The following is a 12,732-nucleotide window of genomic DNA, read 5'->3' as shown; positions in this document are numbered from 1 at the left end:
ACAATGGCAACTACTAAGAAATTAGCCGCACTTAGCCTGGCTTCACTTTTCGTCATGGGAACGGTACTGACGGCTTGCGGATCCAAGGATGCAACACCTACGCCAAGCACATCTGCGACACCTCAAGCAAGCGCTTCCGCGACTTCGAGTTCAGGCATCGATACAAGCAAAGAAGTGAAATTAAAGATGGTGCTGCTGGGCTCCAAGCCCAAAGCTTTCGACGAAGTGTATGGTGAAGTGAATAAATTGATGAAGCAAAAAATTAACGCAACGCTGGATGTCAGCTTCCTGGATTGGGGCGAATACCAGCAGAAATATCCGCTGATGTTCGCAGCGAACGAGGATTTCGATCTTGTATTCTCGGCGGTCTGGTCCTATTATGCGCAGCAAGCTACGAAAAACGGCTTTATGGAATTAACCGAAGATATGATTAAGAAGTTTGCTCCGAAAACGTGGGCGGAAGAGCCGAAAGTCGCATGGGAGCAAGCGAAGATTAACGGAAAAATCTATATGGTGCCGCAAAATAATTTTGAATACAGCTATCATTTGGTTGGCATTCGTGGAGATTTGCGTCAGAAATACAACCTGCCCGAACTTAAAACGTATGATGATTATGTGACTTATTTGAAAACGATTGCCGAAAAAGAGAAAGATTTCAAGCCTAGTATTGGCGTGAGTGAGTTCAATACCGTTGAGCTAGTGCAGCCGAATGAGTGGAATTTCGTTGTTCCTCAGCTGCCAGTTGCTTATAAAGTAACGGAAGGTTCCGGCAAATTGTTCAATTATGTCGATACGCCGGAGTTTGCTACGTTCTCCAAGAAAATGTTCGATACGCAAAAAACAGGCGCATGGTCGAGGGATGCGATCGCTAATAAAGTAGACAAAACGCAAGCTTTCAAAGACGGTAAATTAGCATCTGTGGAATGGAACCTGGGAACATTATTGCGCACCAAATCCGAGATGCAAACGACTCATCCGGATTGGAAAGTTGAATTGTATGATTTGAGCGCGGACAAGAAACGATTGTCCAATGCTTTCATCAACAATGGGATGTCGATCCACGCGGGCTCCAAAAATTATGAGCGCGCCTTGATGGCCATCGACTTGCTTCGTTACGATCCAGAAATTCATGATTTGACGAACTATGGCATCAAAGGCAAGCATTACGAGCAAGTAGGCAAAGATCAATTCAAACCGCTTCCTGCATCAGCCGATTTCCCGCCATCCGGAACAGATCCTTGGGGCTGGAACTCGCTGAACGAGCGTCTGGATTCTACGGTTGCTGCTGAAACACAGAAATTCACAGAGGATTGGAAGAAATCCGTCACAGTAAATCATCCGTTGGAAACTTTCACATTTGATGATTCCAAGGTGAAGAATGAAGTGGCTGCGGTCAGCAATGTGATGGATAGTTACGGGAAACCGCTCTTCTATGGGCTGGTTGATCCGAACGATGCTGCACATGGATTGAAGATATTCAATGATAAGCTCAAGCAAGCCGGCATCGATAAAATCTTGGCCGAAATGCAAAGGCAAGCCGACCCGGTTATCGCCAAAAAATAATAAACCTGTTAAACTTGGATGATATCATTCTATCAATTAAATTCATGAGGTGATTGTGATGTCGTTCAAATATCCACCCATAAGTCCTAAACTCCCTGTATTCATGCATGGCGCTGATTATAATCCAGATCAGTGGCAGCATGATCCACATGTACTTGAAGAAGACATTCGGATGATGAAATTGGCCAAATGCAACGTCATGGCGATTGGTATCTTCGCATGGTCAGCGCTGGAGCCGAGCGAAGGGACGTTTACCTTCGAATGGCTGGATCGCGTGCTGGATTCTTTCGCCGCCAATGGTTTGTATGCTTGGTTGGCAACTCCAAGCGGAGCAAGACCTGCCTGGATGGCGGAGCAGTATCCAGAGGTTCTGCGCGTTGGCGCTAACCGTGTGCGCAACTTGTTCGGCGCGCGCCACAATCATTGCTATACATCCCCGGTGTACCGGGAGAAAGTAGCCATCATGAATGCGCGCTTGGCAGAACGATATGCCCATCATCCGGCTGTTGTGGGCTGGCACATTTCCAACGAATATGGCGGGGAATGCCATTGTTCGTATTGCCAGGATGCGTTTCGTGGCTGGCTGCAGCGTAAATATGGCACACTCGATGCCTTGAATATGGCTTGGTGGACCTCCTTCTGGAGTCATACGTACACGAGCTGGACACAAATTGAATCCCCTGCACCGCATGGAGAAAATTTGGTTCATGCGATGAACTTAGACTGGAAACGGTTCGTAACTGACCAGACGGTGGACTTCTGCCGCCATGAAATCGAGCCACTGAAAGCGGTTAACGTTCAACTGCCAGTGACTGCGAATTTGATGGAAGGGTATGAAGGCTTGAATTATTGGAAGTTTGCCGACTTATTGGATGTGATTTCATGGGATGCTTATCCCATGTGGCATGATGCTGCGGATCAGAGCAATCTGGCTGCATGGTTTGCGATGAATCATGATATCTTCCGTTCGCTCAAGGGTGGGCAGCCTTTTCTGTTGATGGAAAGCACGCCAAGTCTAACGAACTGGCAAGCGATTTCCAAATTGAAGAAGCCGGGCATGCATTTGCTTGCTTCCTTGCAAGCTGTAGCCCACGGCTCTGATTCGGTGCAGTACTTCCAGTGGCGCAAAAGCAGGGGCGCAAGTGAGAAGCTGCACGGCGCGGTCATTGATCATGTGGGGCATGAACACACGCGTGTTTTCAAGGACGTTGCTGAACTGGGCGGCGCCTTGGAGAAGCTGACAGACGTCATAGGCACACAGGTGCCTGCACAAACGGCTCTCATTTTCGATTGGGAAAATCGCTGGGCGGTGAAAGATTCGCAGGGGCCGCGCAATGCGGGAATACATTATGAGGCAACGGTGTTGAATCATTATCGCGCTTTCTGGGATCAAGGGATTCCGGTGGATGTGATTGATATGGACTGTGATTTCAGTTCCTACAAGCTGATCGTGGCTCCCATGTTATATTTGGTTCGCCCTGGTGTTGGTGAACGAATTGAACAATTCGTAGCAGGCGGCGGTACCTTCGTGACCACGTATTGGTCCGGCATCGTGGATGAGAATGATCTGTGCTTCCAGGGAGGGTTTCCTGGGCCGCTGCGCCGTACGCTTGGCATCTGGTCCGAAGAGATCGACGGCCTGTATGATCATGAGAAGAATCGTCTTGTACTTAACGATGATAATGAGTTGAAGTTGACAGGCGAGTACGAGACGAGCGAGCTTTGCGACTTGATTCACACGGAAGGTGCGCAGACGCTTGCGGTCTATGGGGATGACTTCTATGCAGGCCGACCGGCACTGACCGTACATGCTTTCGGCGAAGGCAAAGCGTACTACATCGCGACGCGCACAGAGCAAGCTTTCCTTCATCAATTCTACAAGCAGGTTGCGTCGGAAGCGGGAGTTGAACAGGTTCTGCAAACGGAACTGCCAGCCGAAGTCACGGCTCAAGTTCGTACGGATGGCGAACATGAGTATATTTTCCTCATGAACTTCAGTCAGCACGCGCATACGATTACATTGGATGGTCAGCGCTATTCGGATATGCTTACAGCGGAACTTGTAACCGAATCGAGCTTGCTGCTGCCGCCATATGGGGTACGCATTATGAAAAGAAACAAGCGGGAATTGAACTAGCAATCACGCATTGTTGAACGATATAAGGATGTTCGGGAGTTGATTCCGGCATCCTTTTTCGTTACCCTTAGAGGATTAAGCATCACTCATCACGAAGAAACTGTCCAATCCTGTCCTTATTCAGCCAAGAAATGTGGTGAAGCTCTCATGAGATCCGGTATCCGTCTGTGGTTTAATCAAATACGCAATTTACGCATCAAAGCGAAACTGTTTCTGTTGATAACAGTCTCCATGGCTGTCAGTTCTTGCATATCTCTGGTGGGGCTGCAGATCGCCTATTCGATATACGATCAGCAAATTTATGAGAAATCTGCACAAGTGCTCAACCTTTCCTCAACATTGATCGAAAATGAATTGAACAAAGTGGAAAGACTAACCTTCAGCATCATGTCGGACGAACAGATTCAGCAGAATCTAGTCGTCATGAACACAAGCGAATCCGACTATACGCGGATACAATCCCGGGCTAAACTTGTGGATCGATTGGTTCAATATATCAATTCCGAGACCTATATTACCGCTGCAGACATTGCGGACCTCCGGGGAAACAGTTATTCCAGCGGCAATTTGACAACGCTTTCTCCGGAGCGGCGCGCGCTCATTACGCGTGTTTCCGAACTGGGCAGCGGCAGTTTGGGCTGGGTCCCGCCTGACACGCTGGATTACAGTCTGATTGCTACCAGGCAAATTCGTTCCTTTGATAATCTGGATTTAAACAAACTAGGCACCTTGGTGCTGCATGTGAATTTAGATAAGATCGTTAATCAATATGCCAGAGAAGCCGTTACCCGGGATGGCGAGCTCCTCATTGTCTCCGAGGGAAACATGATTTATCCGCATACTGCCGCTATGAAATGGATGGTCAATGAGAAATTGTCAGTGGAGTCCGCTTCCAAGGGATTTCGCATTATGGAGCAAGATGACGAGAAATATTTCGTATCGCATATTCATTCTGACTATTTGGGGTGGACCTATTACAATACGCTGCCCTTCCAAACGATATTCAGCCATATTTTGCTGATGAAAAATTGGATGATCGCTGCCTTTCTGATTAGCTTTTTCCTCCTTGTCGGCTTCGGCATGACCGTAGCGCGCAGTGTGACACGGCCGATCGAAGGCTTGATCAGCAACATGCGGGGTCTACAAATCAGTGATCTGGAGAACTCCGAGCTGCCGACGTTAGCGCCATTATCTCAGCAGATGGATGAAGTGGGGCTGCTCCAACGCACGTATCGGATGATGATTGTGCGCATTCAAGAATTAATTAAAGAGAATTACACGAAGCAGTTGATTATCAAAGAAACCGAATTCAGATCGCTGCAAGCACAGATTAATCCGCACTTTTTGTATAACACGTTGGAATCTATCAACTGGATTTCGAAGATGAATGGCCAGAAGCAAGTGTCGCAAATGGTGGAATCCCTCGGCTATTTACTCCGCTCATCGATCAGCATGAAGCAGGATATGATCTCGGTGGAGGATGAGCTGCAGCTAGTCCAGCACTATATTACAATTCAACGCGTCAGATTTGAAGAACGGCTTGATTTCAGGCTGGATGTTAAGGCGGATTTATTGACGCAAAGCATTCCTAAGCTAACGCTCCAGCCGCTCTTGGAGAACGCGATTAAATATGCGGTAGAGGTGATGTTGGAGCCTTGCGTAATCCGAATTAGCGGCCAAACGGAGGGAGACATGGTCCTTTTAGTCATCGAGGATAACGGTCCTGGCATTGATGAAGCCTATTTGGAGCAAATATTGACCGGCGAGCGGAAATCCAAAGGCACGGGAATCGGTCTGAAAAATATTGATGAACGAATTAAATTGACCTTCGGCGATGAATTTGGTCTACAGGTTGAAAATCGTTTGGACGGCGGGGCGCGTATTACAATCCGTCTGCCCATTATGAAAAGAGGATAATCGCTTATGTATAAAGTGCTGCTGGTTGATGATGAACGGATGATTCTGGAGGGGATATCAACGATTGTAGATTGGCAATCCGTCGATACGCAGTTGATCGGAACCGCGCGAAACGGCATTGAAGCGTATGCTTTTGTAGGTGAGCATGCGCCAGATATTATTATCAGCGATATTCGAATGCCTGGCATGGATGGTTTGCAGTTGGTGGCCAAAGTGAAGGAAACCCACCCCCATACCCGTTTCATCATGCTATCCGGGTTTGACGAATTTGAATATGCGCAAATTGCTATGCAGTATGGCGTGAAGCATTATTTGCTGAAGCCCTGCAACGAGAACAGCATTCTGAATGCGCTGAGTGAAATTGTTGCGGAGTACAAGCAGGAGGAAAGCAAGGAAGGTTTCGTGCAATCGATGAAAGCGAATTTGCAGAAGGTGCTGCCGCATGTCAAAGAGCAGTTCCTCAAGGAGTTCGTGACGAATAAATCGTATGGCAGCCGCGACTGGGACTATTATCAGGAGCTGTTTGGACTGCAGGTTAGCGGTAAGAAAGTCCGGCTATTGTTGTTCCGCTTGGACGGCCAGTTCGAATACGAGCATCTTTTTGCAGTGAAAAATATTGCCGAGGATTTGCTGGATGAGCCGCTGCTCAGCTCAACCATCGCTGAACAAATTCTCATTCTGATCGAGGATCAGGTAGGAATTGAGCGATTGCAAGAGCAAATCAAAGAGATTCGGCGTATTTTCACGCTGTATTACAAAATGGATGCGACCGTAGCCCTCAGCGAAGCCGGAGAGATCGTGGAAGCGCGCCGCCTGTATCTGCAAGCGCTGGATTGTCTGAGCCACCGCTTCTATCTTGGCGAAGGCGGGCTGATTACGATGCGCGATATTCTGGATGCGAATATGCCCAGCAAAGTTGATTTCGTCTACGACGATGATCGGATTCTACTGCCGATTAGAGCTGGCAACTGGGAGGAAGCTGAAACCAGCATCGACGCTTTTCACGATCAGCTTATTCATTCCAGGCTTCCGATCCAGACAACCAAGTCGTATGTCATTCAATTATTTATTTCGATTACAAGGCTCTGCAGTGAGCAGCAAATGAATATTTATATGGGCCTTATTGGACAAATATCGCAAATGGAAACGATGCAGGCGATCATTCAGCCCCTCAAACAAATGGCCTCCGAAATTACCCAGACCAACTTTGAGCAAAATAAAAACAAACACTCGCAAGTGGTCCAGAAAGTAATCGATATTGTGAAAACTGAGCTAGGCAATGCTGAGCTTTCGCTGAACTGGGTCGCGCATCGCATGCTGTATATGAATCCGGATTATCTCGGGAAATTGTTCAAGAAAGAAACGGGCGAGCGCTTCTCCAACTATGTCGTTACCGTAAGAATCAAGAAGGCGATGGACCTTATCAAGCAGAATGACGATGTGAAAATGTTTGAATTAGCCGAGCAGTTGGGCTTTGGCGACAATCCGCAATACTTCTCTCAAGTATTCAAAAAGATCGCGGGCTGCGCCCCCTCTGAGTATAAAAAGCTGTCAACGTAGACATGGTTTTCACTGTTTTTTAAACATTTATCGCGGTTAATTAGATTCAACTTTCGCTCCCGGAAGTAGATAATAAGACATGTGGAGCGCAGGTGACGCATAAGGGGAAACGAACTATGAAACGCACAATGATCTCAATTCTGCACCTCGCTCTTCTATTCACGACAGTTATAGGATGCAGCTCGAATGGGCAATCAGCGAATGGGGGAACGGGGACACCACGGACGATTGAAACGGGGAAAAGTGGAAGTAAACAGGAGGTCAAGCTGCGCATTGCCTGGTGGGGCGGTCAAGCACGGCATGACTATACGTTAAAGCTGATCGCGATGTATCAAGATTTGCATCCTGAGGTTCAGATAGATACGGAATATGCGGGCTTTGATGATTATTGGAAAAGGCTGGCTCCGCAAGCCGCGGCGAACCAACTTCCGGATCTGATCCAGATGGATATTTCGTACTTGACGCAATACGGCACGAAGGAGCAATTGGAAGATTTAACGAGCCTGACGAGCAGTGGAACGATTAACGTTCGATCTGTTGAATCGGCCACGATTAATACCGGACGAGTCGGCGGCAAGCTGTATGGCATCCCGCTTGGGATGAATGCGATGGGGGCGACCTTCGATGCTGCCATGCTGGAGAATGCGGGGATTTCATCCATTCCACCGAATTGGACCTGGTCCGATTTGGAGCAAATTGCGAAGCGGATGAAGTCACAGGGCAAGGTGCTCGACCATATGCGATTCGATCAGTTTTTTCCTTACTACTTGCGAACGCAGAATCAGCATTATTTTAGCTCGGACGGTACAAGTCTTGGGTTTAGCGATCCCCGCTATTTTATAGATTACTTCAAGATGTACCTTAGATGGTATGAGGCAGGGTATATGCGCGAGTGGAATAAAGAGGCGTTGTCCAAATTGACACCTGAAGAGAATCCGGTTGTGCTGGGCGATGGATTTATGACGATGGCTTGGTCCAATCAATTTGCTTCCTTGCAGGAGGCTGCTAAAAAACCGCTAACGCTGATCGGTCTTCCGGGACCTAATGAGAAGCTGGGGCTTTATTTGAAACCAACGATGCTGTTCTCCATTGCCAAGAGCTCCAAGCAAAAGGCAGAAGCAGCCAAATTCATTTCGTGGTTCCTGAATGATGTGGAAGCGAACAAACTCATTAAAGGCGATCGCGGTATTCCGATTTCCAAAGATGTGAAGGAAAGTTTGAAGCCTACATTGTCAGAGGGAGATCAGAAAATCTATGACTATATGGCATGGGCGGAGCAAAACAGCAGCAGCATGGATCCCCCAGATCCGATAGGTGCAGCGGAAGTTAGCAAACTGCTGCGGGATATGCAGGAGCAAATTTTGTACAAAAAGCTTTCGGTCGAAGAAGCAGCTGCCAAATTCACCAGAGAAGCGAATGCGGTACTGGCCAAAAACAAGAAATAAGGGTGCAACGCGGGGGCTTACGGCTTTAGGGAAGCCCCCTCCACCCAATAAACAGAATTTAACGAACGTGAGGGAGTGGAACTATGAAACTACGTGAAAATGATCACATAGTCGGTTATGTGTTTATATCACCTTTCATCCTGGGATTTCTGATTTTCACGCTGTTTCCGATGATTTCATCGTTATACTTTTCATTTACAGAGTATGATTTATTATCAGCCCCAAGGTGGGTAGGGTTCGCTAATTATGAGAAAATGTTCACGAATGATGATAAAATATGGGATTCGATCAGGGTGACGCTGACCTATGTATTGACTTCCGTTCCGCTGCGATTGATTATCGCCTTGCTAGTCGCTATGCTGCTTAACCGCGCTGTGCGCGGCATCGGTCTTTACCGGGCTACCTACTACCTGCCTTCCTTGATAGGCGGAAGCGTCGCGGTATCGATCATGTGGCGTCAAATTTTCGGTGACAAAGGGCTCATCAATGCTTTCCTTGACAACATTGGCATTCACACGACGATCTCTTGGATCGGCTATCCGGCAACAGCGCTTGGCACGTTAGTCTTGCTCTCCGTATGGCAGTTCGGTTCCTCCATGCTGATCTTCCTGGCTGGTCTCAAAAACATTCCAGGTACGTATTATGAGGCTGCAAGTGTAGACGGGGCAGGACCTATTCGCAAATTTTTTCACATCACACTGCCTTTGTTAAGTCCGATTATTCTTTTTAATCTCATCCTGCAAACGATTTCAGGCTTCCTGACGTTTACGCCGGCCTACATTATTTCCAATGGCGAAGGCGGGCCGCTGAACAATACGCTGCTGTACTCGCTCTATTTATTCCATCGGGCATTCGTTTTCTTCGAAATGGGTTATGCTTCAGCGATGGCTTGGTTCATGCTCATTTTGATCGGCGTTATTACATTGGTTATTTTCAAAACTTCGAAATATTGGGTTCATTACGAAAGCTAGGAGGAATCTGACATGGTGTTAACTAGGAAAAGTGTAAGAACGGTGCTGTATCATCTCCTTGTATGCTTGATCGCAATTACAGCGATTTATCCGATCCTATGGTTGGTTGCCAGCTCACTGAAACCGAATGCTGAAATCTATACAACAGCGACCAGTTTGATTCCGAGCCGACTGGAGTGGAACAATTATGTTTCGGGTTGGAAGGGCTTTGCTGGCATAACATTCGCAACATTCATGAAAAATTCGTTCATTATCGTTATCCTTTCCACGATTGGCGCGGTCGTATCCTCCGCCCTGGTCGGTTATGGCTTTGCCCGAATTAAATTTTTTGGCAGCAAATTCTGGTTCGGAGCGGTTATGCTGACGCTGCTGCTTCCGCAGGATGTCACGATCATTTCGCAATATATTTTATTTGCCAAAATTGGCTGGCTATCCAGCTTCAAACCGATAATTATCCCGCAGTTCTTCGGAATTCCGTTCTTCATCTTTCTGATCATGCAATTTATTCGCACCATTCCGCCGGAATTGGATGAAGCAGCCAAGATGGACGGATGCAGCAAGTACAGCATCTTTTACAAAATCATTGTCCCGTTAATTGTACCTGCACTCGTGACTTCCGCGATTTTCTCCTTCTATTGGAGATGGGATGATTTCTACACGCCACTGCTGTATTTGAACAATCCAAGCTTGTATCCGGTTTCCTTGGCTTTGAAATTATTTTTGGATAGTGAATCCCTCAACAACTGGGGTGGCATGTTCGCCATGTCGACGTTATCTCTGGTTCCGATCTTCGTTGTGTTCATCATCTTCCAGAAGTATATTGTGGACGGGATATCGACGAGCGGATTGAAAGGATAAGAAAGTATGACTACGGATATAGACAATATGATTCAATTGGGAGGAAATGAAGAGATGCCAGCCTTACAATTTGATGCCGATGAGATTCGCAAAGTGATTGACCGCGTAGTGCGCAGAACGTTCCGTATGGACTTTAATTGGGATTGGCCGGGCGGTGTGGCTTTCTATGGCGTAACGGAAGCCTTCGAAGCGACGGGGAATGAGGAATACCTGCAATTATTGAAGGAATGGGTGGATGAGAAACTGGAGGATGGGCTGCCTAAGCTGTCAGTTAACGGCATCTCAATCGGTCATTCGCTGCTCACCCTGTACAAAGAGACCGGTGAAGAGCGGTACATGGACATCGCGACCCAAATGGCCGAATTCCTCACGCATGAAGCTGAACGCTTCGGCGAAGGGATCTTCCAGCACACCGTGAATTCGGAAACGTATAACTTTCCGGAGCAGGCCTGGGTCGACACCATGTTCATGGCTGGGTACTTCTTACTGCGGATTGGCGCTATGCTCAAACGTGATGATTATTTCGCAGATGGACTGAAACAATATCATGGACATGAGAATTACTTGCAGGACCCTACGACGAATTTGTACTATCACGGTTGGGATCACCTCGCTCAGACTCATATGTCTGGCATGTTCTGGGCTCGCGGCAATGCTTGGGCCGCCATCACGATGGCTCGCGCGCTGCGGCTGGTCCATGTGACGCATCCTTCTTTTATGATCTTGGAGGGCTCGCTGCGAGATCAATTAAGCGCTCTGGTTCGTTTGCAGGACGAAAGCGGTTTGTGGCATACCGTTGTTACGGACACCACGTCCTATCTGGAAACCTCAGGTTCCGCCGGAATCGCAGCGGCGCTGATCGGTTCAGGACCGCTGTACAACAAATATACGAACAAATCGATTCAGGGCATTCTTTCCCGGATTACGGATGATGGAACGGTAACCGGCGTTTCAGCAGGAACGGCTGTGATGAGAGATATTGACGGCTACAGAGGCGTGCCATACAAGCGTATTCAGGGCTGGGGACAAGGTTTGGGACTAACCTTCCTGTCTTCCTTGCTGAATCGCAAAGATTGGTAGGTCGATTCCGATGAGCGTACATTTGCGGTTTGATTTCGGCCCTGAAACGAGCGCTGCGAAGGACGGCTATACCAAAGTCAGCTCCAGCACGGTCTATGACGAAGCCAGCGGCGATAGCTTTGGCTTCCTCTCTGGCGGCAGCGTGTATGAGCGTGAAAGAGGCCGTCAGCAGGCGCTGCGGCAAGACTTCTGCATTCCGGTTGGCGCTGCTTTCCTTGTGGATGTACCCAATGGGAATTACACGATCCATACGTTGATGGGCGACCAAATCACGGCAACATGTACAACGTTGAAGGAGGGATCCGGCCGCATGCTGTTATCGGAATTCGTGACTGCTGCTGGTGAGTTCGCCAGCAACAGTTTCACCATTCATGTGTCGGACGGGCGGCTGCGTTTGGTTTTCTCTGGCGTAGCGCCGCGGATCAACGCGCTGGAGATCCTCGCTGCACCGCAGGCAGCAACGCTGTACCTGGTCGGGGATTCCACCGTGACCGATCAGCCAGAGGAAGGCTACCCCTACACGGGCTGGGGACAAATGCTGCCGCTGTTCGTGAAAGCGGATGCTGCGGTAGCGAACTATGCCGTTTCCGGCCGCAGTTCCAAAAGTTTTTTGGACGAAGGGCGATTAGCGCCAATTCTGGAAAACTTGGGTGCGAATGATTACTTGATCATTCAGTTCGGGCATAACGATCAGAAGCTGGACGCGGAGCGGGCGACGGCGCCATTTTCAACGTACAAAGAGCATTTGTCCATCTATCTTCATGAAGCTAGACAACGGGGAGCTACTCCGATACTTGTCACTTCCGTCCAGCGAAGATCGTATGACGCTTTGGGTAATATCATAGATTCACACGGTGATTACTTAACGGCTATGAAACAGTTGGCTGTGGAAGAGGATGTAGCTCTGATTGATTTGGCCGAAGCAAGCAGACAATTGTTTGAAGCGCTCGGGGAAGAGGCGACGAAATCCTTGTTCATGTGGGCCTACCCTGGGGAATTCCCGAATTTCCCCAAAGGGGCCGAGGATAATACACATTTTCAAGAACTCGGTGGGATTGCCATCGCTAAGCTCGTTGTAGATGATATCAAGAAGCAGCAGATTGATCCGCTTGTACGTTATCTGCGTTAGAAGATAGTACTTGCTTAACCAGTCTCATCCAGGTCTATTTCCAGACTTGGATGGGACTGGTTTTTCCTGTGC

Annotated in this window: 9 protein-coding genes; all 9 read left to right on the top strand. The window is 48.1% G+C overall.

The features are described from left to right. The first annotated feature begins 3 nt into the window (after positions 1–3). Complete coding sequence (locus IEY34_RS01605; RefSeq protein ID WP_189006611.1) at positions 4–1,563, top strand: ABC transporter substrate-binding protein; 1,560 nt, start codon at positions 4–6, stop codon at positions 1,561–1,563. Positions 1,564–1,621: 58 nt separating this feature from the next. Continuing rightward, positions 1,622–3,700 carry a beta-galactosidase gene (locus IEY34_RS01600; RefSeq protein WP_189006608.1) on the top strand — a complete coding sequence of 693 codons (2,079 nt, stop codon included), beginning with the start codon at positions 1,622–1,624 and terminating at the stop codon, positions 3,698–3,700. Between the two features lie 147 nt (positions 3,701–3,847). After that, positions 3,848–5,617 carry a sensor histidine kinase gene (locus IEY34_RS01595; RefSeq protein WP_189006606.1) on the top strand — a complete coding sequence of 590 codons (1,770 nt, stop codon included), beginning with the start codon at positions 3,848–3,850 and terminating at the stop codon, positions 5,615–5,617. A 6-nt stretch (positions 5,618–5,623) separates the two neighbouring features. Then, positions 5,624–7,177, top strand: coding sequence for a response regulator transcription factor (locus IEY34_RS01590; protein WP_189006604.1), 1,554 nt, complete (start codon positions 5,624–5,626; stop codon positions 7,175–7,177). Positions 7,178–7,293: 116 nt separating this feature from the next. Then, the gene (locus IEY34_RS01585) at positions 7,294–8,622 is read left to right on the top strand and encodes an ABC transporter substrate-binding protein (RefSeq protein WP_189006602.1); all 1,329 of its coding nucleotides are present in this window, start codon (positions 7,294–7,296) and stop codon (positions 8,620–8,622) included. An 83-nt stretch (positions 8,623–8,705) separates the two neighbouring features. Next, positions 8,706–9,593 carry a carbohydrate ABC transporter permease gene (locus IEY34_RS01580; protein WP_189006600.1) on the top strand — a complete coding sequence of 296 codons (888 nt, stop codon included), beginning with the start codon at positions 8,706–8,708 and terminating at the stop codon, positions 9,591–9,593. A 12-nt stretch (positions 9,594–9,605) separates the two neighbouring features. Continuing rightward, the gene (locus IEY34_RS01575) at positions 9,606–10,451 is read left to right on the top strand and encodes a carbohydrate ABC transporter permease (protein WP_189006598.1); all 846 of its coding nucleotides are present in this window, start codon (positions 9,606–9,608) and stop codon (positions 10,449–10,451) included. Positions 10,452–10,505: 54 nt separating this feature from the next. Continuing rightward, positions 10,506–11,531 (top strand): glycoside hydrolase family 88/105 protein, encoded by a 1,026-nt coding sequence (locus IEY34_RS01570; protein ID WP_189007062.1) that lies wholly within the window; start codon positions 10,506–10,508, stop codon positions 11,529–11,531. A gap of 10 nt (positions 11,532–11,541) precedes the next feature. Beyond that, complete coding sequence (locus IEY34_RS01565; protein WP_189006596.1) at positions 11,542–12,660, top strand: rhamnogalacturonan acetylesterase; 1,119 nt, start codon at positions 11,542–11,544, stop codon at positions 12,658–12,660. The last annotated feature ends 72 nt before the right edge of the window (positions 12,661–12,732 follow it).

The sequence above is a fragment of the Paenibacillus marchantiophytorum genome (assembly GCF_014640555.1).
Taxonomy (GTDB): Bacteria; Bacillota; Bacilli; order Paenibacillales; family NBRC-103111; genus Paenibacillus_E; species Paenibacillus_E marchantiophytorum.
This window is presented reverse-complemented; position numbering and strand designations above follow the sequence as displayed.